The organism is Enterococcus sp. AZ020 (assembly GCF_050499205.1).
GTDB classification, from domain to species: domain Bacteria; phylum Bacillota; class Bacilli; order Lactobacillales; family Enterococcaceae; genus Enterococcus_L; species Enterococcus_L dunnyi.
In genome coordinates, this window is record NZ_JBIPAT010000001.1 from 2,842,505 (window position 1) to 2,868,014 (window position 25,510).

Consider the following 25,510-nt stretch of genomic DNA (forward strand, 5'->3'; position numbering starts at 1 on the left):
ATGCAGTTTTGGTCAATAAAAACAGAAATACCTAAAGTTGAAGAATACCTAGATTTACGTAAAAGCGGAGGTCTGTCTCCACGTGGAAAAAAAGCAAGTGAATTAGGATTAAAAAATAGCTTATTTTCTATCTGTATTAGAGAAAAAGAGACAGGAAGATTAGTTGGAATGGGGCGAATCGTAGGGGATGGCGGTACAAGTTATCAAGTTGTTGATATTGTTGTCCACCCAGAATATCAGAAACAAGGTTTAGGAAAGCAGATCATGGAGCAGCTGATGGCTTATATAAACGAAAAATGTGACCCGCTAGCTTATGTCAATCTAATTGCAGATGTGCCTGCAAATAAATTATATGAACAATTTGGATTTGTTGAAACAAGTCCTTCTAGTGTGGGCATGTATTTAAAAGTGAAACATTGAATTATAGTAAAAATGTATCTATTGAGGTTGTATCACTGATAGATGTTTAGTTAAGAATGATAGTGAACAGTCTTTTATTTAGTAGGATGTCAAAATAAGTTAAATAAAGAGGTGAGACAACTGATCAACAGTTTGTTTCACCTTTTTACTTATGTTAAGACTAATTGATAAGCATAACGCTCTCCATTTGGTGCTTCCAACAGGATATCCCCTTGATACGAAAAGCCTGCTTTTTTTATCAATTGTTGCATGGCTTGATTTTTAGGATGAGTATCAATTCGGATATCTAAATATCCATTTAACCTAGCGGCTGAAACAAGCAGATTCATCAGGGTCAGCGCTAAACCTCTTCCTTGGTGATCTGAATGAAGAGCAACTCGATGGATAACAGCATAAGACGAACCTGTATCTTGCCAGTTACCATTTTTTATTTGTTCATAAGGTGGTTCTTTATCGGTAGAAATAACGCCTAGACCAACAATCATTTGATCGACGACCAGGACATAGCAGTGTCCCAAAGAAATATCTGAAATCAATTGATTCTCACTTGGGCCTTCACCATTTTGCCATTGTGGAATTTTCTGTTTTGCTAAAAGTTGCCTTGCACGGACAATAATTTCTATCAGCTCAGGCAAATCATTAGGTTGCGCATATCTTAGATAAGTCGCCATAGTATGATCCTTTCTTTATGACATTTAGTGGTCATTCAATGAATTTTCAGGTTTTAGCTGGTAAATTTTTGAAGGACGACCGATTCCTACGGGACGCTCGCCAATTTCTTCAAAATGGTGAAGCATTGCTTTTTTAAAGTTTGAGTGATCGATCGTTTTGTAGTCAACTCCAGAAAATTTAGCGAATACTTTACGTGCTTCAGTAATTGTAAAATCTTTTCCCAATACCTGTAGAACTTGCGGATCATGCTCCATTTTGTTTGAAACCCGATTAAATGCTTTTAAAATAATTTCACTATGGTCAAAAGCTAATGTATCCTTGCCGTTTGAAGCACCTGTTTTCAAGTCCAAAATAATCTCTACACTGCCATTAGTTAGTGAAAGAAGATCTCCGTCACGTTCCATCGTAAACCAACGTACTTCTTTAGCATCATCTCCTGCAATCAATGGTTCTTCTCCAATAAATGCTAAATAGCTGACAGTCACGACCCAGCCGCGCGGATCACGATCAGGTCTGCTGAAACTATGCAGCTGTTCAATATTTTCTTTAGAGATAACAACGCCTGTTTCTTCAGTCGTTTCACGCAGTACGCTTTCACCAGTAGACTCATTTCGGTTGACGAATCCCCCAGGTAATGCCCATGAATTTCGATAAGGATGGCCTTTTCTTTTTATCAATAATATTTTTAATTGATCCTCTTCTTTGTTATAGCACATCAAAACAATATCTACGGTCAGAGAAGGCTTTTCATATTCAGGAAGTTCTTGTTGATGATACCAATTTAAAAATTCGGCTTCACTAGCGTGTTGCTCATAGTATTGTTTTTCTTCTTCCTTAGAATTAAAGTGCACCAAATCGCTCATCCTCTCTAAATTAGATAAAAGTACTTTTTACTTTATTGTATCATTATCAACAAGAAAAACAACTAAAGACTGATGATTGATAAAAAATAAAAATCTTAAAATTTTGCGTATCTTTATCAAGAAGGAAAAATAAGAATGAAAAACATGAGGGAGCAAAGAGAATGCATAGCAAACAAGGACTTAAAACAACGATCACTAAATATTTCACTAGCGAAATAGAAGAAAAAATGCTTTATCCTAATGAGGAATTAACACTATTGATGGTTATTTCAGGACAAATAGAATTGATTTTATTGGATCAGTATGTGGTGTTGAAAAAAGGGGAGATTTACCTATTGAATAAGAATGAAGTGATGAGTGTTTTTCCAAGCAGCAAGAATCAGGTATTAAGTGTAAGCTTGAACATTACGCCAGAAAAGTGGCTGAACTGTCGATTTAAACAACCCAGTCCTTTAACAATTTCTAGTGAAAAAATCTATCAAGAAATTGTTAAATGTCTACTTTATAAAGAACATCCTCAGTATTTGTTGAAGATGTTACTGAGAAATCAGATTATATTCATCGAGAAGACCGTGAGAGACGAGGGCAGCCCATTCACTGATTTTATAGAGATTTTGGAGTATATCAATAAAAATTATATGGAGGAGCATTGCTTAGAAAAATTGGTCGAACATTTTATGTTGGATAAATATACTCTTTTTCAAAACTTTAGAAAGAGTACAGGTTTTTCTATCCAAATCTATTTACGGGAAGTCAGACTATTTTACAGTGTTCGTCTTCTAAAAAAGACGAATGCCAAAATTATGGACATCGCTTTGGACACAGGTTTCTCCAGTCTTAGGGCATTCAATAAATCATTCAAGGATAAATTTGATTTACCACCATTATCATTTAGAAAACAACATAAATTATGTCAAAAAAATAGTGAAAATGAGTTTGAACTTGAACAAGTTGAACAGTTTTTGGAAAGAAAAATCGATCAGACCTCCTAAAATAGTAAAAGAAATAGCTGTAAATCTTATTGATGTGAGGATATAATTGAGTCTTCTGCTTTTTTTGTTAACCATTATTTGAAAAAGGTTGACAAAAGAAAAAGTAAATAGTATTTTAAAGATACAACAAATACAAATAGTTTGGAGCCGATCTATGAAGACAAAAGATATTACAAGAGTTGCAATTATGATAAGCATTATTATTGTGTTAGGATTTTTCCCGCCGATCCCAATTAGTCTGTTACCAGTGCCGATCGTTATTCAAAATGCTGGATTCATGTTGAGTGGGTTACTTTTAGGGAAAAAGAATGGAACGATTGCTACGCTGCTGTTTTTACTACTAACAGCAATCGGATTTCCGATTTTAGCAGGTGGACGCGGTGGGATCACTGTATTTATAGGTATTACGGCAGGGTATCTTTTCGCGTATCCTTTTGCGACTTTTTTGATTGGCTGGTTAACTGAAAAATTCAATCCAAACAATCAGAAGCTTATCTATGCATTTGTCATTACTTTTATCTTTGGCGCAGTTTTCATTGATTTTTGTGGTGCTGTTGGTGTAAGTCTATTATCAGATGTTTCTCTTTCAAAAAGTTTAGTGGCAAGTTTGGCATTTATTCCTGGGGATACGATCAAGGCCTTTTTAACTGCTTTTGTTGCTAAGAGACTGTCAAGAGTTCTTCTAAAAAAAGGGGAACAATCGTGAAGAGGATCAGCGGCATCGGTGTCGATGAGCATGGCAGATGCAGTCATTATGATTCTGAGTATGATGTTGTTGCCAATCAGTGTTATGAATGTCGGACGTATTATGCATGCTATCATTGCCACGACGAAATGGAAGAGCATAGCTTTAAAGCTTGGCCAGTCAGTAAAGATTCCCAGGTCAAAATAATTCTCTGTGGGGTCTGCTCTGTTGAAATGAATTATGATCAATATAAACAAAGCGGTTCTTGTCCAAATTGTGGTCACCAATTCAATTCTAAGTGTGCAAGTCATGAAGGTATTTATTTTTGTTAATCGTATAAACAAGGATGAAAGAAGCCAAGTAGACATAGCAACTTTACTTACTACATCAAAAAAAGAGCCCGAAACAAAGTTAGAAAATAGCTTTGTTTCGGGCTCTGATTCTTATTGAGTCAATTCCAATAATTTATTTTTCAGATCTTCTTCCATATGACCTAATTCGATTTCAGCAGCTCTACGTTTTTCTTTTCCTTCTTTTTGAATACGTAATGTTTCTTGGATCGTTTCTACTAAGTCATTTTGTGTTTTTTGTAATGTTTCAATATCAACAATACCGCGTTCGTTTTCTTTAGCAGTTTCGATTGCTGAGATTTTCAACATTTCAGAATTTTTCTTCAATAGATCATTGGTTGTTTCAGAGACTTGGCGTTGTGCAGTTACAGCATCTTTTTGTCTCAAAAGAGTTAAAGCAATAACTACTTGGTTTTTCCAAAGTGGAATGGCAGTATTGATCGATGCCTGAATTTTTTCTGCTAATGCTTGGTTGGTATTTTGAATTAGACGAATCTGTGGTGCTTGCTGGATCGTGATTTGACGAGCCAACCGCAAGTCATGGGTCCGTTTATCTAAACGATCTAAAAATTGTGTATAGTCGTTGGCGATTTGTACGTCCATCTGATCGCCTGATTCTTCTGCTTTTTTCATTGCTTCCGGGATGATCGTTGTTTGTAATTCTTCGATTTTTAATTCTCCTGCAGCAATATAGATATTCAATGCATCAAAATAATCTTTATTTTTGTTATACAGCTGTTCCAACATTAAATTATCTTTTAGCAAGCCATTTTTTTCTTTATCAAGTTTGATGGCGATCTTATCGATTTGTGCACCGATTTTTTGATATTTTGCAGTGATTTCAAAGATCGACTGTTTGACTTTTCCAAACATTTTTTGGAAAATATTTCCTTCACCAGTCCGTAATTCATCCGGGTTCGCTTCATTTAGACGATACATCAAATCGGTCAATGAATCGCCAAGAGGGCCGATATCTTGTGCTTGCACATGATTTAACATTGATTGAGAGAATTCTCCTAATTTTGTTTGAGCAGCAGCTCCATAAGTAATGACCGCTTGGGCATCTTGTACATCGATTTTTGACGCTAATTCTCTGGCCTGTGCCTGACGTTCTTCTGGTAATTTATCTACCAAACGGGCAGCCACTTGCTGATCCTGTAAAGCAGAAATTTCGCTTTGCTGTGTAGCAGTCAATGAATCGATAGGGGTTGAAAACGGGTTATTTAATAAATCATCTAAAGTATCACTGACAGGTGTCACATCTTTTGGCTTATTTTCCATATAGTTTCCTCCTCTGTGCATAAACGAGCTTACATAGTGCTGTTAATGATATTATTCTTCATTTTCACTATGTTCATTATCTCTTTTTAAGCTGTTTTTAGCAACGGAAATCTCAATATCTAGATCATCTAAATCGTCTGCAACAAATTGTTCATAATCTTTTTTGATCAATTTTGAGACTTGATCGATAATTTGAGCACTTTCTTCTAATTTTTCATAGGTTTGTTTATTTTTGATTTCATGATCATCGATTTCTAAATACTTACTTGTTAAATCAACTAAGTTAGGTAAGTGTGTGTAAAGAAAATGATTTGCTAAATGAAGCTTTTTAGGCTCCTTAACTAATTCCTTGAACAAAGCTTTGGATACTCGCAATGTATCATTGCGCAAATCGATCGCTCTCAATTTAGTTGAGGCGTTCATATTTTCTTGCAGTTTAATGATCTGTTTTTTTGTTGTGTTCATCGTATCACGGAAAAAGGTGATTTCCTGATCTGTCATACCTGATTCAGAATAATGTTCTTCTTTTGCCTTGGTCAAGCTAGGCAGCTGTTCTTCTTTTTTCACATTCTTTTTGTTTGACCCAGTAAAGAGCAGCACCATTAATATCACTAAAGCCACGATAACGGCAGGTAGATGTATACCGGTAATAAAACGCAGAACGAAGCCAGCTAAAATCAAGTAGGCAATTATTTTAATAAGTTTTCCTGTTCTCATTTCAGTTCCCTCCAATCATTTATTCCATCGAAAGTTAATTTTCCTTCGCTATATATGCTATTTTAGCACATTCTACTTAAGAAAGAATATCAGTCCAAAGATGGATTTTAATATTTAGAGAAAATGTAAGAAATGACAAGTGAATTCAACTGTTTTTTACTACTTAGGATGTAGAATGATGCATCCTGTTCACAAAAAAGTCAAAAGAAATCTGAGAAAAAAGCAAAACCATAGGGTATAATGGATAATAATGATTTGGTATAAAGGAGAAATACAGTGAAGATAAAAAATATCATACCGCTTTTATTTGTAGGGTTTATGCTCACAGGTTGTTTTGGGCGTAAAGCTGAGGTAGAAATAATAGAGGATGCCTATAAAGAAGAGTCGAGTTCCAGCATTGAGGAATCTGTTTCCTATGAAGGCGATGAAGTGTTTTATGAACCCAGAGATAGCACTGAGACAAGTAGTACAATAGATGAAAATAAACAAGCGACAGAAACAACAACACAATCTTCTACTGAAGACAAGGGCAAAGTAGAAGTGATCAAGACAAGTAATGGTGACTTTAAAGTAGAGCTTCCAACAGGATGGGAGACTGTCGAGACAAAAGAATTGAGTGATAATGCAGATATTAGCGTGAAAAATTCGAATACAGAAACCTATTATATTGTGTTAAGTGAAGCCAAAAAAGATTTTGAAAATTTTTCTGCGTTTAAAAAATCAGTCGATATTTCTGATTTAGGAGAGATATCGAATGAGAAAAAAGAATCGATCAAATATAACGGGATGAAAGGTGAACGCCGTAAGTTCACTGCAACGAAAGACGGTATAGAAGTTTATTACATGTATGATTTAATGGAAAGCGAAGACCACTACCTTCAATGTATCAGCTGGACTTTGGAAAGTACAAAGAAGGAGAATGAGCCTGATATGATCAAGCTTATGAAATCATTGACAGAACTATAAAAAAGTTTTTATAGAGAAGAAGGGAAACGAGCGTCTTGTTTCCCTTCTTTTTTTATTTTAGCGAGTAAAATCGAAAAAAAGTTTGTTAAGACTAATTACTGGTATAATTGTAACTGATAGCGAAAGTCCTAAGTTATTGTTAATAAATCATGTGAATTGCGCATAAATGAGCAATTAATTGAGAGAAAGGATTCACAAAAAGAAGCAGAAGTGATAAAATTTCAAAATTAAGGTATGATATCGATAGAAAGATTGGTGAACAGTATGATGAATTTTGAAGATTTTGAAGAAAAAACGATTTCCAGAAATGAAATATTTAAAGGTCATATCATTGAGGTCGTCGTCGATGATGTTCAGCTGCCTGATGGAGGAACGGGAAAACGAGAATTAGTGTTTCATCCAGGTGCTGTTGCAGTCATTCCGATCACAGAAGATAATAAAATGATCATGGTCAAACAATATCGAAAACCACTGGAAAAAGTTACTTTGGAAATTCCTGCCGGCAAAATCGATCCTGGAGAACAGAATAATCCTAAAGAAACGGCTGAGCGAGAGTTAGAAGAGGAAACAGGTTATCGTGCAAATAAGTTCTCTTTTGTAAACTCTATGTATGTCTCACCAGGTTTTGCGAATGAACTACTTCATATTTATTTTGCTGAACAACTTGAAAAAGTTCCTAATCCTCGTCCATTAGATGATGATGAAGTGATAGAATTATATACATTAACATTAGCTGAGGCAAAAGCTGAAATCGCTAGCGGATTGATTTGCGATGCCAAAACAATCTTTGCTGTACAATATTGGGAATTGCAGCAGCTAAAGGAGGATAAACGATGAGCAAAGGTCCGCTGGTCACTCGGACAGAATTACGAAAGCGAAAAGAAGAGGCTGAAAGAGAAGAACAGAAATATTTGGAACAACAAAAAAAAGAAGCGGATAAAGAATACCGTAAAAAGGAAAAAGAAATTTCCAGCTTTTACCGCAAAGAACATAAAAAGCAAAAGGAAATCACAAAAAGCCGATCAAATGAGCAGACAAAAATCCGCGAACGGAGCAGCACATTGACGAAAGCGATTATTGTTGTTGCCATTTTACTTGCGATCGTGATATTTATTGTATTGAATTTATAGAAAAGAGGTAATCAGTATGAAAATCGGTATTATCGGTGCGATGGATCAGGAAGTAAAAATTTTAAAGGAAAAATTATCAGATACTCGTTCGTGGGAAAGAGCAGGAGCACTTTTTGTCTCAGGGTCTTTAGGGCGTCATGAAGTAATCGTTGTACGTTCAGGGATCGGTAAGGTATTGTCAGCAGTTACGACGACGCTTTTGATCCACCAATACGGAGTAAACATGGTCATAAATACTGGCTCAGCCGGCGGTATAGGATCAGGGTTAAAAGTTGGTGATGTAGTGATCTCTGATAAATTAGCTTATTTTGATGTTGATGTCACTGGCTTCGGTTATGCACCAGGACAGCTGCCTGGCATGCCTTTATACTATGAGTGCAGTGAATATTTGAAGCTAGAAATGAAAAAAGCTGCAGAAAAAACTGGAATGTCCGTTCGACATGGACTGATCGTTACAGGCGATTCATTTGTCAACGATAAAGTAAAAGTACAAAAAATCCTTCAAAACTTTCCAGAGGCATTAGCTTGTGAAATGGAGGGGGCATCTATTGCTCAAGCTGCGGCACAATTCAAGATTCCGTTCCTAGTTGTTCGAGCAATCAGTGATACGGCTGATCATGAGGCAAGTCAAACGTTTGATGAGTTCATTGAAGAAGCAGGCGAGAAATCTGCTCAAATGGTGATTCATTTTGTAGAACATCTTGTCTAATTTGGAGGGATAGCGATGAAAGCACTGATTTCTATTGATTACACTAAGGACTTTGTAGCCAATGAGGGCGCTTTGACAACAGGGCAGGCTGGACAAGCGATTGAATCCGCATTAGTCGAATTGACAAAAACATTTACTGAAAATGATGATTTTGTTGTCTATGCAATAGACTGCCATGATACAAAAGATCGATATCATCCTGAAAAAGAGCTGTTTCCTCCCCATAATCTCAAGGGTACAACGGGCAGAGAGTTGTATGGAGCACTTGCTGATCTTTATGAACAAAGCTCGGATCAGTCAAATGTTTATTGGATCGATAAGCGCCATTATTCTGCATTCAGCGGGACGGATTTAGATATCCGTTTACGTGAGAGAAAGATCACAGAAGTTCATTTGACAGGTGTTTGTACAGATATTTGCGTCCTGCATACGGCAGTAGATGCGTATAATTTAGGGTATCAAATTGTTGTGCATAAATCAGCAGTCGCCAGTTTTGATCCAGTAGGTCATGAGTGGGCCTTAACGCACTTCAAACAAACATTAGGTGCTCAAATAATTGAATAGAAAAAATAGGTTGAGACAGAAGTGTCTAATCCCGAGAAATTAAGAAAGAATCCGCGAAAATTATTTTCCAAATTTTTGTGAATTCTAGCTTATTTCCGAAGGGATTGCTTCTGCTCTCACCGCTTATCTGGATTCCAGGTGTCCGGGATTTGACTCGCAGAGTTTTGTCCCAGACACTTTTTTAGTGCGAAAGATCACTATTTTTGTATTAATGGTAAAAGAACCATTATAATAATAAAGAACAGGAGAACTTATTAAATCAGAATGGAAGTGATCAAATGCAGATACTGAAAAAAGAAGTGACTGAGTTTGAATTGTTTTATGATTTGATTTTTGCGTATGCTATTAGTAAAATCGCCTCTATTTTACTTGTCGGAACAGATCACCTGTTGTCTTTCAAAAGCCTTGGAGAATTTTTGATGCTGACGCTTGTTTTTTGGACGATTTGGACTTACCAAACCGTTTTTGCGAATCGTTTTTCGATCAAAAATAAGTTAAGTGCTCTTTTTTTATTTTTTGATATGTTTTGGGTCATTATTTTAGCGCAGTCGATCAATGTCGATTTTGAGCGAACTCATTTTACCTTTGCAGGCGCGACCTCTATTTTGTTTTTTAGTATTGCTTTGCAGTATTACTTGAAGATGAAAAGTACGGATAATGAAATTATTAGAAAGTTATGTATTCAATTGGCGGTAGTCTTAGTCGTAAGTGGAGTGCTCGGATTCATTTCAATACTGCCGTTTGGAAGCTATTGGCTTCGTTTTGCTATCTATGCATTTTCAATTTTTATCACCGCTTTTTTCCCGATCTTGACAAAAAAAGCATTATTGGATTTTCCAACCAACTTTGAACATTTGACTGAGCGCTACAGTTTATTTACCTTACTTTTGTTTGGTGAGGCTGTGATAGCTGTTGCCAGTACGATTTTATTTAATGATATTCAGTTTAGCAGTGTCTTGTTCTTTTTATTGATCGTTGTGATGTTTCTATTTTATAATACGATCTATAAATCTGGGATCGATCGGCAAAAAACTACGGCAGGGCTGGTCTTGATCCATTCTCATTATTTTGTATTTGCTGGATTGGAACTATCGATCGTCTTATATGAAAACTACGTAAAAGGTGAGATCGATCCACTGTTTTTTGTTCTGTGTTTAGCGGCCAGTCTAATTTGTTTCCTGGGCGGCACGCTTGTCAATATGTTCATCTATACGAAAAAAGAGTACAATTATCTTCCTTTCATCAGTAAAAATATTCTTTATTTTGTCGGCTGGGTGGTGATAGGGTTGCTGTTGCAAGATTATACAGCTCCGTTCTTACTTGTGAATATTATTTTCTTATTATTCTTCCTTTATAAGGTAAAGCAGGAGTTGAAAATGCAAGTTGAATAAATAAAAACCATCTTTGATCAGTTTTTTGATCAAGGATGGTTTTTATTTAAATAGGCTATTTTTTGTTTACGAGTCAATTTTTTAAAGGCATACTCTGCCTTAGTTGCTTCGCTGCGGCTGGTAAATTTTTCGATGTGGATCATTTGTGCCGGTAAACGTGAAGCAAGCCTCGTATATTTTGCGCCAGTTCCGCTATTGTGTTCTTTCAGGCGGCGATCAGGATCAGTTGTGTAACCGCCATAGTAAGTATCATCTTTACAATGAAGAACGTAAAAGTAGTGTTCAGTTTCCATATAACATCGCCTTCATTTCTGGTAAATAATTATTTTCTTCATCATAAGTAAATAGAGGAGAAAGAACACGAAAACCATCTTTCTTTCCTTGTTTGATTCCTTCGATCAATAATGCATTTGCCTCTTTTCCAACTTTCGGATAGACAAATCGAACTCGTTTAGGTGCAATATCAGCAGCTTCCATTGCATGTAAAATATCTAAGAAGCGATCAGGACGGTGAACCATCGCTAAGCGTCCGTTAGTTTTTAATAGTTTTGAAGAGACTTCAACGACTTCAGTTAACGTCGTATGAATTTCATGGCGAGCGATCGCTAGGTGAGGATTAGGATTTTTCTGACTGGTTGGCAGTTCCTTAAAGTAAGGAGGATTACATAAAACAAGGTCGACAGAGTCTGGCTTGATTGCTGTTGTTGCCTTTTTTAGATCTAGTTCGATCATAGTCATCTGTTGTTCTAGCTGATTAAGCTGGATACTACGCTGTCCCATATTGGCCAAGCGTGTTTGAAGTTCGATCTGTATGATTCTGGCGTCTGTTTTTCTACTGGCAAATAAACCCACAGCACCATTACCGGCACATAAGTCTACGACTACTCCTTTTTTAGGAAGCTTGGGAAAATTTGCCAGCAAGACAGCATCGATCGAAAAAGAAAACACCTCTTTACTTTGGATGATCTGGATATCATCAGCAAATAATTGATCGATTCGTTCACCTGGTAATAGCATGTATTGTTCATTCCTTTAAGTAGATTATAATTAAATTTTTTTCATTAAATAAAACTTTGTTGTTCCTTCAAATGGAACATCTTCTAGTTTTCCAAAAACGGAATAACCAAATTGTTCATAAAATGTTTTTGCTTGGTAATCTTGTGTATGGATCGTAATGACAGATGCTCCTTTTTCTGCAGCAAAAGCTTCAGCCTTTTTTAAAAGCTTTGTTCCATAACCTTTTCCGCGAGCACTTTTGACAAGCGCAAGTAGAGAAATATGTGTGATGTTCATCCATTTATTTGCTGTGATTCCGCCAAGATAATGTCCATCGTCATAAAGCGCCAATGAAAAATCACAATTTGGTTCAGAAGGAATTTGTTTCTCTTCAAGTTGATTTTCAGAAAGCAGTTCGATCAGTTTCTCTTCATTTTCACTAAGTGCGAGTTGTTTGAATTCAACCATAAGATAGCCTCCATTTTTCTTAGATTATATAGTAATTATGCTGAAATAGAAAGACTTGACAATGATTCTTAATGTAAAAGACACTTTGATGGAATCACTAAAATCATTGTATTATACTACGATTAAGAATCATAAGAAACTAAAGAAAAAGACTTGTCAAACGCCAAAGCTTTCGGCATACTTATAACTAGTGAAAAGAAAGGAAGAAAATTATGTTTTTTACATTTATGCGCGGTGTTGTGCGTGTTGTGCTATTTGTTATCAATGGCAATGCACATTATGAAAAAAAAGACCGTATTCCTCAAAATGAAAATTATATTTTAGTTGCACCTCATAGAACGTGGTGGGAGCCTCTTTATTTGGCTGTTGGCGGTTCACCTAAAAAGTTTAGCTTTATGGCCAAGAAAGAACTATTTAAAAATGGTATTTTAAGCTTCATCCTGCGTCACGCCAATGCTTTTCCGGTCGATCGGGATAAGCCAGGGCCAAGTGCGATCAAAACACCAGTCAAAAGTTTGAAAAGCACAGATTTAAGTTTGATCATGTTTCCGAGCGGGACGAGACATTCTTCTGAACTAAAAGGCGGCGTCGCTTTGATCGCCAAAATGGCGAAAGTCAAAATCGTTCCAGCAGTTTATCAAGGACCATTAACATTAAAAGACTTGTTCAAACGTCGTCGTGTCACTGTGAGATTTGGAGAGCCGATCGATATCAGCGATGTTCCAAAAATGGACAAAGAGGGTATTGCTGAAGTGGAACGAAGAATGCAAAATGCGTTTGACAGTTTAGATAAGGAAATCGATCCGAACTTCAAATATGAAATCAAAGAGTAAAACAAACGGACTAAAACCTAAATAGGTTTTGGTTCTTTTTTTGATGCAATTTTAATAATTACAATACATTTGGATGACCTCTTTTTCCATAAATTTGGTATAATAGTGAGAAGGACTTTTTTTAGGTGGTGAAGGAATGCGTTTTTTACATACAGCCGATTGGCATATTGGCAAGAAACTGCATGGATTTGATTTATTAGAGGACCAAAAAGCTGCATTTGACCAAATTTTGCAAATTGCAAAAACTGAAAAAGTTGATGCAATCGTTATTGCAGGAGATTTGTATGACCGTTCTGTACCAGCGGTGGAGGCAATTGAACTTTTCAATCAGATGGTCATTGAAATGAATTTGCAGGAAAAATTGCCAATTTTAGCAATTTCGGGAAATCACGACAGTAGTACTCGTCTGGAAACAGGCGGTCCTTGGTTTGTACAGTCTGATTTTTATTTACATACACGCTTAGAGCAAGCATTTCAGCCGATCGAAATGGGCGATACTCAATTTTTTCTATTGCCATATTTTGAGCCGATTTCTGCTCGTTTGTATTTTGAAAATGAAGAAATCAGAACGATCGAACAGGCAATGAAAGAAGTCGTCAAAGAAATGACCATGCATTTTGATCCGGAGAAGGCACATGTTTTAGTTAGTCACTTTTTTGTGGCTGGCAGTGAAAAAACAGATTCAGAAACAAAATTGATGGTTGGCGGACTAGATACAGTACCATTAGCAACACTGGATGCTTTTGATTATGTTGCTTTAGGCCATCTTCATGGGAAAAATGCTCTTCAATCAGAAACTGCCAGATACAGCGGTTCGCCGTTGAAGTTTTCATTATCTGAGCTGAATCAGACAAAAGGGGTTTGGCTCGTAGATATCGACGTTCAAAAATTAGCGCTTGAATTCAAAGAAATTCAACCGGTAAGGGACATCGTACAGATCGAGGGGAGTTTCAAGGAACTGACCTCACCTGAATTTTATGAAACGATCCAAAAAGATGATTATCTTCATGTGCAATTGACAGATCGCGCGGTTATTCCAAATATGATGAATCAATTAAGACAAGTGTATCCTAGAATCATTGGTGTTGAGCGACTGTATGGAAGAGAAGACCAAACGGCAAAGAAAACAACTAAAGCTGGATTAAAAAAACTAGCACCAAATCAATTGGTCGAACAGTTTTTTTCAGAAGTCACTGGTGAAGAACCAACTGGTCAACAGCAAAAATGGATCAAAGAACAATTAGCTGAAATCCATCAATCAGAAAGAGGGAAATAAGTTGAAACCATTAAAATTAACATTGAAAAACTTTGGCCCTTTTATTGACGAAACGATCGATTTTAGCCGATTTGAAGATTCCTCATTATTTTTGATCAGCGGTAAGACAGGGGCTGGAAAAACAACGATCTTTGATGGGTTAAGCTATGCTTTGTTTGGCGAAAGCTCTGGAAAGCTGCGGCAGGGAAAAGAAATGCGTTCAACATTTGCAGATCCTTCTGAACCAACGGAAGTTCATTTGACTTTTTCACATGGAGACCATGTTTATGATATTCTACGAAAGCCTGAACAGGAATTATTTAAAAAACGCGGAGATGGTACTAGGGTACAGAGTGCCAAGATTTCATTGGTGGTTAAAGATCACAAAGGCAAAGAACTTAGAGAATATACCAAGCGACGTGAAGTTGATACTTTTATTCAGGAATTGCTTCATTTAGATGCTAACCAATTTGCTCAGATCGTGCTTTTACCTCAAGGAGAATTCCGCACCTTTTTAATCGCAAATAGTAGTGATAAGGAAAAGGTGTTGAGAAATCTTTTTGGCACTCGTTTATATCAGACCTTGAATGAACAGCTTAAACTACAGTTAAAGGAAGTCAATAAAGGAATCGAAGCAACACAACAAACAATTGAGGCTAAATTGGATCAATTATATTGGCTGACTGACATAGAAGCTGAACAAACGGTGGAACAGCAATTAGCACGATTGAATCTACAACAAAAAGAAATGCTGGAGCAACAATCAGCAACTAAAGAAGCTGTGACTATCCTTCAACAGAAAAAGCAAACGAAGGAACAAGAAAAATTTCAGTTGGAAGAATTGATCAATGATTTTACTAAGAAGGCACTGTTAGAAAAACAAAAGACCGAATTAGATGAAACAGCTGAGTTGATAGAAAAACTGCGAACAGAAGAGCAGCAACTGAAGTGGATCAAAGATCATCAAAGCGTCATCGAAAAAATCGACGAAAAAAATCGGGCAGTTTTGTCTTATACGGAGCAACTACAGACCAATCAATTGGAACAAGAAAAGCAGCAGGAATTAGAACAGCATTGGAAAAAAGAACATGAGACGAGTCAAAGTCAAGCAGCGGCAATGGCTCAAATAAAAGAAAAAATCACTAAATTGCAATTTCAAATTCCTTTATACGAGGAAAAAGAGAAAGTAAATAAAGATATTCAGCAAAATCAACAGACTTTGGCAAAGATCAATAGTCGATTAGCAGAAATCAAAGAGAAGCAAGTCATCACCCAAAACGCATATCAGGAACAACAGTTGATCGTTGAGCAGCAAGCAACGATCGAAAAAGAACAGCTGACATTAGAACGAAGTCAGGAGCAGTGGGCAATATTTCTCGAAAATTGGGAAAATAACCAACACCTAGAACAAAGAAAAGAACGGTTAGGAGAAGAAATCACCAATAAAAAGACAGCATTGGCAGAAGCTGAACAAACGAAAACGGCCGTTTATGAGCAAGTCAAAAAACAAAAAAGCCAGTGGGCAAAAATGCAAATCAGCCGCTTAAGCCTGCTTTTAGTCGAGGGAGAACCTTGTCCTGTCTGTGGCTCTCTTGAACATCCTATACAAAACGAACACCAAGAATTTTCACTCGAAGAAATCCAAATGATGGAAAGTCAGTTAGATGAGCTGGAGAAAAAGGCACAAAAGCAAGAAGCACTTGCAGCAATGCTTCAGTCAGAACTTACGCAAGCTCAAACAAGTAAGGTAGAACTGACAAGTGAACTGCAAAAACAAGAGAAGAAACTGAAGCTATCGAGAGAAGCCTTAAATAAGATATCCTTCTTGACACTATCAAAACCAATAACTGAAGAGTGGATCAAAAAGGGAAGCGATGAATTCGAAAAAGCAGCTCATGATTTGAATCAGGCATTGGTACAAGTTGAATCAGCTAAGTTAAAGAGCATTGAATTAGCATCAATTGTCGACCAGCAGATTGAGATGTTGAAAGAGCAAGAAAATCAATGGAATGAAAAAAATCAAGAGCAGATTTCAGCTAAAACAAAATTAAAAACAATCTCAGAACAATTACAAAATGAAGATATATCTTTAGCAGAGGTACTAAATGAAAAGCAACAATTAGAACAACAGTATACTCAGTGGGAAGAAATGAAAGAAACGATCGAAAAGCAATGGTCAAAAGTAAAGGAAACACATTTGATCTTAAAAAATACAGCAGTTCATCTTGCTAAGGAAAAAGAAGCCAGTTTAGCGGAGCAAGTAAAGTCACAAAAACAGCTAGAAAAGGCAATCAGTGCATCAATGTTTGATTTTGATGAACAGAGCTTGCGTTTGTTAGTGCAGGAAGTTCCAAAACTAGAAAAGATCACAGAAGAATTGACAGAATTTGATAAGAAAAAAGACCAATTGATCTTCCAACTCACTGAGCTAGAGCAAAAATTAGAGAATAAGGAACAACCTGAAATCGATGCAGTTGAAGCGGAACTTACTTCTTTATCAAATGAAATTCAGTCAAAAGAAGAACAATACTATCAACAACAAGAAAGAATCCAAACAAATGAACATATAGAAAAACAGATCAAAGAATTGATTGCTTCTGTAGAACAAAAATGGGAAGAAGTGACAGCTTTGCATCAATTATCAGCAACGATCAATGGCGATAATCCAAGAAAAACAAGCTTAGAACGATATGTTCTTCAAACCTACTTGGAAGAAGTATTGACTGTTGCGAATCAGCGTTTGGGTTTGTTGACGAATAACCGATATCAGTTTGAGCTGAACCAAGATTCGGGCAGTTATAAAAATCAAACTGGACTTGAAATCAATGTATATGATGACAATGCGGGAACGAGTCGAAGTGCTCATACACTTTCTGGCGGCGAAAGCTTTATCGCGGCGTTAGCGTTGGCTTTGTCTTTAGCAGAAGTCATCCAAGAACAAGCTGGTGGTGTTTTGATCGAGGCACTCTTTATCGATGAAGGATTTGGATCTTTAGATGAAGAAGCGCTAGAAATGGCGATGGAAGCCTTGGAAACAATTGAAAATGAAGGAAGAATGATCGGTATTATCAGTCATGTAAGTGAATTAAAAGCAAGAATTCCACAACAGTTACAAATCAAAACAAATGGGAATGGTCAAAGTAAAGTGACCTATCAAATGGCATAGGAGGTGAACATATGAAATGGAGTATACCGGAGCGTATCGTAGAGCGCGGTAGAGATTATATGAAAGAAGGACGCGTCTTGTCGATCGTTCAAGACCCAGAGCGAAAACTCTGGCATGCTGAAGTGTTAGGGAATGAACTATACCATGTACAATTAGATGGTTCAGCAAAGGAAAATGATGTCTGCGAATGTCCATACTGGATGGATCATGGTTATTGTAAACATACTGTAGCTGTTGAGTTATCTTTGCGGCAAAAAGGAACCTCAAGGATCATCAAAGACGATCAGCCTCAGATGTTTGAAAAGCGTTCTGTATCTATGTCTGAAATGTTTACAAAAGGCTTTGCTAAGCTAAATCAAACAGCTGAAACGGAAAAAATAATTCCTTTAGTTGTTGAAGTAGTTATTGATGTGATCGAAACAAATAATTATTATCCCGAACTGGCTGTTTTAGGTGTTTCTCTTCGATTGGGGTATCAAGGAGTCAAACCGAAGACCTATATCATCAAAAATATTGGTGAATTTTTACAAACTTTTCAAAAAGAGGGCACTTTTTTAGTCAATAAACAGCACTACTTTGATTTGAAGAAAGATGCATTTTCGATCGAAGTACAAGAGTTATTGACGCAATTGGCTGCTGTTTATCAAACAAGTCAGCTGCTTGGTGCGAATGGTGTCCAAGTGAAAGGAAAGATCGATAAGCGCTACCTCATTTTACCGATCGATCAAGGACAACAATTGATCGAAAAAATGACCCATATTCCCTACTTTCAGCTGAATGATGAAGAGAAAAAATATCGTCATTTGACATTTACTAGAGGCGCGTTGCCGATTTTGTTCGACGTTAGTAAACAAAGTGACGGTACGTATAAATTAAAGATCGATGATCGAATCACTACTTTTTTGGCGCATTATCAGTGGGGGATCAGTGATAATCAAGTCTATCTGTTTACACCGGAGCAAGAGTCAATTTATACTACCTTGCTGCAATTGTTGAAACGGATCGAAAAGCCTGAGATCGTTTATGAGAAACACGAGTTATCAGATCTATTTGGTTCCGTTGTGCCATTATTAGAAAAAATCGGGATGGTCACAGTCAGTGATGAAGTCTCAGGAGAAGTTGTTTACCATTCTTTGGAAACAATTTTCATTTTCAGGAAAATCAAAGGAATGATCAAAGTTCGAGTTGATTTTACTTATGGTGATGTTGTTTTCTCAACTGATGAAACGCATTCTATCGCTTCAGGAGAAAATCAGGAAGTGATTCGTGACGGAAAAAAAGAACAAGAAATCCTTGAGCAGCTTGGCACATTCGGCTATCAAAAAAGTGTTGATGCCTATGAAAAACCATTACCAGCTGGTGAGCGTTTGTATTACTTTTTCAAAGCAGAAATTCCTGCTTTCCGACGTCTAGGCGAGGTTAGGATGGGGAAAAAACTACGAGAATTATTCTTGGATGCTCAACATCATCAGCCAATGATCGAAGTTTCCGATTCTGATTCTTGGTTGGACGTTCGGTTTGATATCAGTGGTATCCGCGAACAGGAAATCGATGAAGTCTTATCCAGCTTATTACGGAATGACCGTTTTTATACCTTAGAATCAGGAGAGATTTTGTCATTTGATTCAGAAGAATTTCAACAAACCAGTGAAATACTGACATTGTTAAGACAAAATATGAAAAATGTTCAAGGAACGATTCAAGTACCTAGAAACCAAGGGTTGATGATCGAAAGTATGCTGGAAAATAATTCACGGGCTCATTTTTCAGAATCATTCAAGGAAATGGTTGCAAACCTGACTCACCCAGAAGAATTTGAAGCAAAATTACCTGATAATATTCAAGCAACTTTACGAAATTATCAAGTCGATGGATTTAAATGGCTCAAGATGCTAAGTTATTATCAATTTGGCGGTATTTTAGCAGATGAAATGGGTCTTGGGAAAACACTGCAGACGATTACCTATTTGCTTTCTGAAAAAGAAGAAAATAGAATCAAAGGCAAAGCATTGATCGTTGCGCCAGCGAGTTTGATATACAACTGGGCTGCGGAAATCAAGAAGTTTGCACCAGACCTGGAAGCAGCTGTTATCGCCGGCAACAAAGCAGAGCGAGAAGTTATTGCGGCTCAGAAAGATCTGGATATTTTGATCACATCTTATGCAAGCTTAAGGCAAGATGTCGATATGTATCAAGCATTTGATTTAGGTTATCTGATCTTAGATGAAGCCCAGATGGTCAAAAATAGCGGCACTAAAACAGCTCAGGCGCTAAAAAGTTTAGTAGTCCCTCAACGTTTTGCATTAAGCGGAACGCCAATCGAAAATAATTTAGATGAGCTGTGGTCGATTTTTCAAATGATTTTACCTGGTCTATTTCCAACGCGTACATTATTTAGAGCGATGAAGCCGGAAGAAATCGCCAAGATGATCCAACCATTTATCTTACGCCGGGATAAACAGACGGTTCTTAAGGATTTACCTGAAAAAATTGAAAGTAATTTGTATAGTGTACTGACTGAGGAACAAAAAACAGTTTATCTGGCTTATCTAAAACAAATGCAGGAAGATGTCAGCCAAATGGATCAAGATGCGTTCAAGAAAAATCGTTTAAGTATTTTAGCAGGCTTGACAAGATTACGCCAGATTTGCTGCGATCCTCGTTTATTTATTGATGATTATTCTGGTGGTTCTGGTAAGCTTGAACAAGTGAAAGATCTATTGATCGCAGCTAAAGAAAATAATCGTCGCGTCTTGCTTTTCTCTCAATTTACCAGCATGCTGTCTATTATTGAAAAAGAATTAGATGAATTAGGTCTGTCGACCTTTTATCTAAGGGGGAGTACGAAGCCCAAAGAGCGAATGGAAATGGCGGATGCTTTCAATGCAGGTCAAAAAGACGTTTTCTTGATCTCCTTGAAGGCTGGAGGTACTGGACTTAATTTGACAGGAGCAGACACAGTTATTTTGTACGATCTTTGGTGGAATCCTGCTGTGGAAGAACAAGCTGCTGGACGCGCACATCGTATTGGACAAAAAAATGTCGTTGAGGTCTGGCGAATGATTGCCGAAGGAACAGTTGAGGAGAAAATGAATTCTCTTCAACAGGAGAAAAGGGAACTATTCCAAAAAGTAATTCAAGGAAATGAAGAGCAGTTAGCTAAAATGACTGAAGACGATATTCGTGCAATTTTGAGCATTGGAGAGTTGTAGAAAAGGAAACAATAATGAAGCTGTATGTCCTAGCTGATGTGATCAGAGCGCAGCAGCAGCTTACTCGTAAATAGAGAGGCTGAGACAAAAGTGTTTAGCTCCGAGAAATAAGAAGGAATTCACGAAATTGCTCTTCAAATTTTTGTGAATTTCGGCTTATTTCCGAAGGAGCTGCTTTTATCTCGCCGTTTATTTGGGCTCTATTTGTATTTCCTTATGAAAATATCGATTGAATGACTGGCAGCAATTCATCAAATGAAGTTACTTCATGAAGATGTGTTGGTGTTTCGTTTTCAGGTAAGGCTCTTAAACGATGATTGAACCATAGAGAGTGCCAGCCGCCGTTTTTGGCACCAGCAATATCATTTTCAAAGCTGTCACCGACGTAAAGTGTGTGTGCAGCCTCCATAGAAAATTCTTTTGCTGCTAAGTCAAAAATTTCTTTTTCTGGTTTTTGAAAGCCAGTACTTTGAGAAATAATGATGTTATCAGTAGGAACCCATTGTTCAAGTTGAAGCTGTTTTACTTTTTTATATTGATGATCTGTTGGACCATTTGTAATGATTCCCATTGGAATATTTTTGTTTTTTAAGAAGTCAAAGACTTTTTTTAATTCAGGATGCATGACGATATTGTCTAATTCCTCTTCATATACTTTTTGAAAAGTGATGCCGTCTTCTTTTGTAACAGAAGCATACCCTAAATCTTTCAATGATTCGTCGATTCGATAAAAACGCATAAAGTCTAATGTCCATTCATTGGACATTACTTTTGGAAATGTTTCATCGCTATGAAAGCGAAAACGAATGTAAAGCTCATGCATATCATCTGATTTCACAGTAGGAAAAACTGTATTGATCGCATTTCTAAAAGGCTGTTGTTGGTCATAAATCGTATCATCCACATCAAAAACAATAGTTTTCATTAAAAAAGTTGCACTCCTTAATATTTTTCAGAAATTTTTTCAATCTCATTTTCATTGTAGCGAATTTCACGAAAAAAGAACAGAAAGAAATTTTTAATGTTAGAGGCAAATTTTCTTGAAATAGGAGGCGGATTACTGTTGAAAGTTAACTCGATTCTTTAGAATAAGGCTTTTAAAAAAATGTACATTTAGTATAATATAAACAGAAACACCGATTAGGCCTATCTTCCCCAAGATATAAGCAACTTATCGGTGTTTTTCAATGATGTACATGTATGTATATAATTTAACAAATACTGGTCAGCTTTTCAAGTATTTGAAATAACAGGGAGCAAAATGTATAAAAAACTAAAACTAAAGTTAATTATAATAAGTACGAAGTAGTTATCTGATATTTATACTGATTATATCTGAAAATATTACCGATGGATTTATTAAAAAATTTTCATAATGATGTTGTCTACATGAAGAAATAACTATCTATTTCAACGACTTTAATTACTAAAGAAACTATTTTTTATTAACGTGAAAATCAAAATATATTATTCAAATAATATGGATTTTAAAAATAGAATCATTATTTTCTACATTTAAAAAATAACGATCATTCATTTTTTTATGCTTAAAAAATAAACTTTTTTCTCTTTTTCTACTTATCATGTGAATTTATTCTCAAGTTTTTTTACTTTGCTTTTTGTAGAGTATGAAGTGTTTTTTTCAAATTTTGCATCAATGCTTTTCTTTGCGTATAATATATAAGAGTCAAAAAGAGAAAGAGGGAGTTTATGTTAAAACGTTTTTTTAGCTATTATCGACCATATAAGCATTTATTTATCTTAGATTTTTCCTGTGCTGTTATTGCAGGTCTATTAGAATTATCATTTCCCGTTGTCGTCAATCAAGTGATCGACAAAATCATGCCTAAAGGTGATTTTCGTTTGATTGGATTGGCTTGTGTAGGCTTACTGTTTTTTTATATTTTAAACACAGTTTTACAATATATTGTTGTATTTTTTGGTCACAAGTTAGGGGTCAATATTGAAACGGATATGCGCAGGGAGTTATATGAGCATTTACAGACTCAACCGTTCGAATATTATGACAACCAAAAAACAGGGAAGCTGATGAGCCGCTTAACGACTGATTTATTTGAAATTTCAGAAGTTGCCCATCATGGGCCAGAGGATGTTTTCATTACCGTAATGACATTGCTTGGTTCCTTTTATCTAATGCTTCGTATTCATGTCCAATTGGCGCTAGCAACGTTTGTTCTTTTACCATTCATCACGATTGCACTAGTCTTTTTCAATAAAAGAATGACAAAGGTCAATACTAAGATTTATGACAATCTAGGGGAATTCAATGCAGGCGTAGAAGCTTCTGTCAGTGGAATAAGAGTCACACAATCTTTTGCAAATGAACCTTTTGAGCGTCAACGCTTTGAGGGCTTGAATCAGGCTTATCGCCAATCAAAGATCATGTTTTATAAATTGATGGGTGTCAGCTCTGCGTACAATTATTTTCTTATTCGCCTGATCAATCTGTTTACCTTGATTTTTGGCGCGTATTATACGATCAATGGTGAGATCACTAATGGTGATTTTGTAGGATTCATTTTGTTGGCAAATGTTTTTGTGCGTCCGATCGAGAAAGTCAATAACATGATCGAAAGTTATCCTAAAGGGATCGCTGGATTTAAACGTTTTACTGAGGAGATCGACAAGAAGCCGGCAATCAAGGATAAACCGAATGCGGTAGCAGTTGAGCATTTAACAGGAGATATCATTTATGATGATGTATCGTTTTCATATGCAGATTCCACAAAAGTACTGAATCATATCGATTTGCATATCGTTCCTGGTGAAACGGTCGCGTTTGTGGGTCAAAGCGGTTCTGGTAAAACAACACTTTGCAATTTACTGCCGCGGTTTTATGAAGTAAGCGAAGGAAATATCACGATCGATGGAATCAACATTCAAGATATGACTTTAGCTTCATTAAGAAGTCAAATCGGGATCGTTCAGCAGGATGTATTTTTATTTCCGGGAACGATACGAGAGAATATCGCTTATGGAAAATTAGATGCAACAGAAGAAGAGATCCAAACGGCTGTCAAATTAGCCCATTTAGAAAAAGTGATTGATCAGATGTCTGAGGGCTTGGATACATTGATCGGTGAAAGAGGAGTCAAGCTTTCAGGTGGGCAAAAACAGCGTGTAGCAATTGCCCGAATGTTTTTAAAAAATCCGCCGATCTTGATTTTGGATGAAGCAACTTCTGCACTTGATACAGAAACAGAACAGGTCATCCAAGAATCACTGAATTCTTTAGCTGAAGGTAGAACAACAATGATCATTGCCCATCGTTTAGCAACGATCAAGCATGCAACACGTATCATCGTCGTCAGTGATCAAGGAATCCTAGAAGAAGGAACACATGAAGAACTGCTATCAAAAGGTGGACATTACCGTCGTTTACATGATGCACAGTTTAGAGATTGATCAACAAAAAGGGTGTGAAGCAAAAGTCGTTGTACTTTTGCTTCACACCCTAAATTCATATCTACACTGAGAATAGAAGTAATTTCTTAACTATGCAATCGATCTACTTGGTTCAAGTTCTTATCTGCGCGGTTTTCTACCTAAGCCAATCGCATTTTTCATTCGTTGTAATGTCTTATTCGCAACTAGACGTGCCTGTTCAGCGCCTCTATCAAGGATCTCATCTAGTTCATCTGAAGCTAATAGTTCATTGTAGCGAGTTTGGATCGGCTCAAGTAGCTCAACAACAGCTTCGGCTAAATCAGACTTAAAATCACCATAGCCTTTACCTTCATATTGAGTTACTATTTCTGCAACAGGACGACCTGTCACCGCTGAAAAAATACTTAATAGATTAGATATACCAGGTTTATTTTCTGAGTCATATTCGATGATTCCAGTAGAGTCAGTCACAGCTGATTTGATTTTTTTACGGATCACATTAGGTTCATCCAGCATAGAAATGAATCCTTTAGCATTCGTATCAGATTTGCTCATCTTACTTGTTGGATCTTGTAAACTCATCACGCGTCCGCCTTGTTCCGCGATTTTGACCTCAGGCATCACTAATAGTTCTTGGTTTGCCTGACCATAGCGTTTGTTAAAGCGTTCAACAAAATCTCTAGTCAATTCTAAATGCTGCTTTTGATCGTCTCCGACAGGAACTAGATTAGCGTTGTATAAAATGATATCTCCAACCATCAACGGCGGATATGTCAAAAGACCGGCACTCACACCAGTTCGTCCATTTTTTTGTGATTTATCTTTGAATTGAGTCATACGTTCAAGCTCGCCGATCGTTGTATTACATTGAATGATCCAGGCAGCTTCTGCGTGTGCTGATACTTCAGATTGAATAAAGATCGTTGCTTTCTCAGGATCTAACCCAACTGCTAAATATAAAGCTGCTAGGCCGCGGATTTGCTGACGCAATTTAATAGGATCTTGAGGGACTGTGATCGCATGTTCATCAACGATACAAAAGTAGCAATCATAATGATTCTGCAAATCAACAAACTGTTTCATTGCACCGATATAATTACCGATCGTTGGTATTCCGCTTGGCTGTATGCCAGAAAAAATTGTTTCCATAAAGTAACCACCTTAATCAATTAATAAACGTTATTGTTATCATTATACAGCTAAAAGAAAAAAAAAACAGGGAAACAAAGAAAAAAACTAAATTGTCACAATTTCTGGACTAATACAGATAGAATAATAGGGGAAACTGTATCATTTTTCACCTGTGTGAAACCGCTATATTTTTTCGTGACTAAGTGGCAATTTATCTTTGCTTATTAAAAAAAAAACGTAAAATAACGAAAAAACTATGCTTTTTTTCAAAAAAAGACCTAGTATTTTTATTAGAAATTGG

The 25,510-nt window shown here is 36.5% G+C and carries 23 protein-coding genes and 2 pseudogenes; 16 read left to right on the forward strand and 9 right to left on the reverse strand.

Annotated features, from left to right (window positions below):
* Positions 1-420, forward strand: coding sequence for a GNAT family N-acetyltransferase (locus tag IGI58_RS13625; protein WP_429952979.1), 420 nt, complete (start codon positions 1-3; stop codon positions 418-420).
* A gap of 149 nt (positions 421-569) precedes the next feature.
* Here IGI58_RS13625 and IGI58_RS13630 read toward each other — a convergent pair whose 3' ends face one another.
* A complete protein-coding gene (locus tag IGI58_RS13630; RefSeq protein ID WP_429952978.1) occupies positions 570-1,091 on the reverse strand; it encodes a GNAT family N-acetyltransferase in 522 nt (173 codons plus the stop codon).
* 24 nt (positions 1,092-1,115) lie between these two features.
* Positions 1,116-1,946 carry an NUDIX domain-containing protein gene (locus IGI58_RS13635; RefSeq protein WP_429952977.1) on the reverse strand — a complete coding sequence of 277 codons (831 nt, stop codon included), beginning with the start codon at positions 1,944-1,946 and terminating at the stop codon, positions 1,116-1,118.
* A 170-nt stretch (positions 1,947-2,116) separates the two neighbouring features.
* Here IGI58_RS13635 and IGI58_RS13640 point away from each other — a divergent pair, with 170 nt between their 5' ends.
* From IGI58_RS13640 to IGI58_RS13650, 3 genes are all read left to right on the forward strand, one after another.
* Positions 2,117-2,947 (forward strand): helix-turn-helix domain-containing protein, encoded by an 831-nt coding sequence (locus IGI58_RS13640; RefSeq protein WP_429952976.1) that lies wholly within the window; start codon positions 2,117-2,119, stop codon positions 2,945-2,947.
* Between the two features lie 154 nt (positions 2,948-3,101).
* Complete coding sequence (locus tag IGI58_RS13645) at positions 3,102-3,653, forward strand: biotin transporter BioY (RefSeq protein WP_429952975.1); 552 nt, start codon at positions 3,102-3,104, stop codon at positions 3,651-3,653.
* Positions 3,650-3,964, forward strand: coding sequence for a CHY zinc finger protein (locus tag IGI58_RS13650; protein ID WP_429952973.1), 315 nt, complete (start codon positions 3,650-3,652; stop codon positions 3,962-3,964). Before IGI58_RS13645 ends, IGI58_RS13650 begins: the two co-directional genes overlap by 4 nt.
* 111 nt (positions 3,965-4,075) lie before the next feature.
* On the opposite strand, the gene IGI58_RS13655 is transcribed toward IGI58_RS13650, so the two are convergent.
* Together IGI58_RS13655 and IGI58_RS13660 are read right to left on the reverse strand one after the other, a co-directional pair.
* A complete protein-coding gene (locus tag IGI58_RS13655; protein WP_087639592.1) occupies positions 4,076-5,263 on the reverse strand; it encodes a toxic anion resistance protein in 1,188 nt (395 codons plus the stop codon).
* A 51-nt stretch (positions 5,264-5,314) separates the two neighbouring features.
* Positions 5,315-5,980 (reverse strand): 5-bromo-4-chloroindolyl phosphate hydrolysis family protein, encoded by a 666-nt coding sequence (locus IGI58_RS13660; protein ID WP_087639593.1) that lies wholly within the window; start codon positions 5,978-5,980, stop codon positions 5,315-5,317.
* A gap of 276 nt (positions 5,981-6,256) precedes the next feature.
* On the opposite strand from IGI58_RS13660, the gene IGI58_RS13665 reads away from it, so the two are divergent.
* The 6 genes from IGI58_RS13665 (at position 6,257) to IGI58_RS13690 (ending at position 10,740) form a co-directional block, all read left to right on the forward strand.
* A complete protein-coding gene (locus tag IGI58_RS13665; RefSeq protein WP_087639594.1) occupies positions 6,257-6,946 on the forward strand; it encodes a hypothetical protein in 690 nt (229 codons plus the stop codon).
* 264 nt (positions 6,947-7,210) lie between these two features.
* A complete protein-coding gene (locus tag IGI58_RS13670) occupies positions 7,211-7,783 on the forward strand; it encodes an NUDIX domain-containing protein (protein ID WP_087639595.1) in 573 nt (190 codons plus the stop codon).
* Positions 7,780-8,076, forward strand: a complete 297-nt coding sequence (gene macP, locus IGI58_RS13675; RefSeq protein WP_087639596.1) for a cell wall synthase accessory phosphoprotein MacP — start codon at positions 7,780-7,782, stop codon at positions 8,074-8,076. Before IGI58_RS13670 ends, macP begins: the two co-directional genes overlap by 4 nt.
* Positions 8,077-8,092: 16 nt before the next feature.
* Positions 8,093-8,785, forward strand: a complete 693-nt coding sequence (locus tag IGI58_RS13680) for a 5'-methylthioadenosine/adenosylhomocysteine nucleosidase (RefSeq protein ID WP_429952972.1) — start codon at positions 8,093-8,095, stop codon at positions 8,783-8,785.
* A 15-nt stretch (positions 8,786-8,800) separates the two neighbouring features.
* Positions 8,801-9,349 carry a cysteine hydrolase family protein gene (locus IGI58_RS13685; RefSeq protein WP_429952971.1) on the forward strand — a complete coding sequence of 183 codons (549 nt, stop codon included), beginning with the start codon at positions 8,801-8,803 and terminating at the stop codon, positions 9,347-9,349.
* 278 nt (positions 9,350-9,627) lie between these two features.
* On the forward strand, positions 9,628-10,740 hold the full coding sequence (locus IGI58_RS13690) for a low temperature requirement protein A (protein ID WP_429952970.1): 1,113 nt from the start codon (positions 9,628-9,630) through the stop codon (positions 10,738-10,740).
* Between the two features lie 29 nt (positions 10,741-10,769).
* Here the strand turns inward: IGI58_RS13690 and IGI58_RS13695 are convergent, their stop codons facing one another.
* Genes IGI58_RS13695 through IGI58_RS13705 form a run of 3 tightly spaced genes read right to left on the reverse strand, consistent with a single transcriptional unit; the run spans position 10,770 to position 12,204 of the window.
* Positions 10,770-11,033: a GIY-YIG nuclease family protein gene (locus IGI58_RS13695; protein ID WP_429952967.1), complete on the reverse strand. Its 264-nt coding sequence runs from the start codon at positions 11,031-11,033 to the stop codon at positions 10,770-10,772.
* Positions 11,023-11,757 (reverse strand): tRNA1(Val) (adenine(37)-N6)-methyltransferase, encoded by a 735-nt coding sequence (locus IGI58_RS13700; RefSeq protein ID WP_429952966.1) that lies wholly within the window; start codon positions 11,755-11,757, stop codon positions 11,023-11,025. Before IGI58_RS13700 ends, IGI58_RS13695 begins: the two co-directional genes overlap by 11 nt.
* A 30-nt stretch (positions 11,758-11,787) precedes the next feature.
* Positions 11,788-12,204, reverse strand: coding sequence for a GNAT family N-acetyltransferase (locus tag IGI58_RS13705; RefSeq protein ID WP_429952965.1), 417 nt, complete (start codon positions 12,202-12,204; stop codon positions 11,788-11,790).
* 212 nt (positions 12,205-12,416) lie between these two features.
* On the opposite strand from IGI58_RS13705, the gene IGI58_RS13710 reads away from it, so the two are divergent.
* The 5 genes and pseudogenes from IGI58_RS13710 (at position 12,417) to IGI58_RS13730 (ending at position 20,670) form a co-directional block, all read left to right on the forward strand.
* Complete coding sequence (locus IGI58_RS13710) at positions 12,417-13,037, forward strand: lysophospholipid acyltransferase family protein (protein ID WP_429952964.1); 621 nt, start codon at positions 12,417-12,419, stop codon at positions 13,035-13,037.
* Positions 13,038-13,173: 136 nt separating this feature from the next.
* On the forward strand, positions 13,174-14,313 hold the full coding sequence (locus IGI58_RS13715; RefSeq protein ID WP_429952963.1) for an exonuclease SbcCD subunit D: 1,140 nt from the start codon (positions 13,174-13,176) through the stop codon (positions 14,311-14,313).
* A gap of 22 nt (positions 14,314-14,335) precedes the next feature.
* A pseudogene (locus IGI58_RS13720) lies at positions 14,336-14,905 on the forward strand (AAA family ATPase); the annotation flags it as partial.
* A gap of 882 nt (positions 14,906-15,787) precedes the next feature.
* A pseudogene (locus IGI58_RS13725) lies at positions 15,788-17,458 on the forward strand (SbcC/MukB-like Walker B domain-containing protein); the annotation flags it as partial.
* An 11-nt stretch (positions 17,459-17,469) separates the two neighbouring features.
* Positions 17,470-20,670 carry an SNF2 helicase associated domain-containing protein gene (locus IGI58_RS13730; protein ID WP_429952962.1) on the forward strand — a complete coding sequence of 1,067 codons (3,201 nt, stop codon included), beginning with the start codon at positions 17,470-17,472 and terminating at the stop codon, positions 20,668-20,670.
* A 214-nt stretch (positions 20,671-20,884) separates the two neighbouring features.
* Here IGI58_RS13730 and IGI58_RS13735 read toward each other — a convergent pair whose 3' ends face one another.
* Positions 20,885-21,595: an HAD family hydrolase gene (locus tag IGI58_RS13735; RefSeq protein ID WP_429952961.1), complete on the reverse strand. Its 711-nt coding sequence runs from the start codon at positions 21,593-21,595 to the stop codon at positions 20,885-20,887.
* A 785-nt stretch (positions 21,596-22,380) separates the two neighbouring features.
* On the opposite strand from IGI58_RS13735, the gene IGI58_RS13740 reads away from it, so the two are divergent.
* On the forward strand, positions 22,381-24,096 hold the full coding sequence (locus tag IGI58_RS13740; protein WP_087639607.1) for an ABC transporter ATP-binding protein: 1,716 nt from the start codon (positions 22,381-22,383) through the stop codon (positions 24,094-24,096).
* Between the two features lie 120 nt (positions 24,097-24,216).
* Here the strand turns inward: IGI58_RS13740 and trpS are convergent, their stop codons facing one another.
* A complete protein-coding gene (gene trpS, locus IGI58_RS13745) occupies positions 24,217-25,227 on the reverse strand; it encodes a tryptophan--tRNA ligase (protein ID WP_429952960.1) in 1,011 nt (336 codons plus the stop codon).
* Positions 25,228-25,510 lie beyond the last annotated feature (283 nt).

Coding starts and splice junctions, on each gene's coding strand:
- IGI58_RS13660 (WP_087639593.1), bottom strand. CDS start 5,980: ATGAGAACAGGAAAACTTATTAAAATAATTGCCTACTTGATTTTAGCT.
- IGI58_RS13735 (WP_429952961.1), bottom strand. CDS start 21,595: ATGAAAACTATTGTTTTTGATGTGGATGATACGATTTATGACCAACAA.
- IGI58_RS13630 (WP_429952978.1), bottom strand. CDS start 1,091: ATGGCGACTTATCTAAGATATGCGCAACCTAATGATTTGCCTGAGCTG.
- IGI58_RS13690 (WP_429952970.1), top strand. CDS start 9,628: ATGCAGATACTGAAAAAAGAAGTGACTGAGTTTGAATTGTTTTATGAT.
- IGI58_RS13640 (WP_429952976.1), top strand. CDS start 2,117: ATGCATAGCAAACAAGGACTTAAAACAACGATCACTAAATATTTCACT.
- IGI58_RS13670 (WP_087639595.1), top strand. CDS start 7,211: ATGATGAATTTTGAAGATTTTGAAGAAAAAACGATTTCCAGAAATGAA.
- IGI58_RS13700 (WP_429952966.1), bottom strand. CDS start 11,757: ATGCTATTACCAGGTGAACGAATCGATCAATTATTTGCTGATGATATC.
- IGI58_RS13625 (WP_429952979.1), top strand. CDS start 1: ATGCAGTTTTGGTCAATAAAAACAGAAATACCTAAAGTTGAAGAATAC.
- IGI58_RS13685 (WP_429952971.1), top strand. CDS start 8,801: ATGAAAGCACTGATTTCTATTGATTACACTAAGGACTTTGTAGCCAAT.
- IGI58_RS13695 (WP_429952967.1), bottom strand. CDS start 11,033: ATGGAAACTGAACACTACTTTTACGTTCTTCATTGTAAAGATGATACT.
- IGI58_RS13740 (WP_087639607.1), top strand. CDS start 22,381: ATGTTAAAACGTTTTTTTAGCTATTATCGACCATATAAGCATTTATTT.
- IGI58_RS13655 (WP_087639592.1), bottom strand. CDS start 5,263: ATGGAAAATAAGCCAAAAGATGTGACACCTGTCAGTGATACTTTAGAT.
- IGI58_RS13645 (WP_429952975.1), top strand. CDS start 3,102: ATGAAGACAAAAGATATTACAAGAGTTGCAATTATGATAAGCATTATT.
- IGI58_RS13710 (WP_429952964.1), top strand. CDS start 12,417: ATGTTTTTTACATTTATGCGCGGTGTTGTGCGTGTTGTGCTATTTGTT.
- IGI58_RS13730 (WP_429952962.1), top strand. CDS start 17,470: ATGAAATGGAGTATACCGGAGCGTATCGTAGAGCGCGGTAGAGATTAT.
- trpS (WP_429952960.1), bottom strand. CDS start 25,227: ATGGAAACAATTTTTTCTGGCATACAGCCAAGCGGAATACCAACGATC.
- IGI58_RS13705 (WP_429952965.1), bottom strand. CDS start 12,204: ATGGTTGAATTCAAACAACTCGCACTTAGTGAAAATGAAGAGAAACTG.
- IGI58_RS13715 (WP_429952963.1), top strand. CDS start 13,174: ATGCGTTTTTTACATACAGCCGATTGGCATATTGGCAAGAAACTGCAT.
- macP (WP_087639596.1), top strand. CDS start 7,780: ATGAGCAAAGGTCCGCTGGTCACTCGGACAGAATTACGAAAGCGAAAA.
- IGI58_RS13680 (WP_429952972.1), top strand. CDS start 8,093: ATGAAAATCGGTATTATCGGTGCGATGGATCAGGAAGTAAAAATTTTA.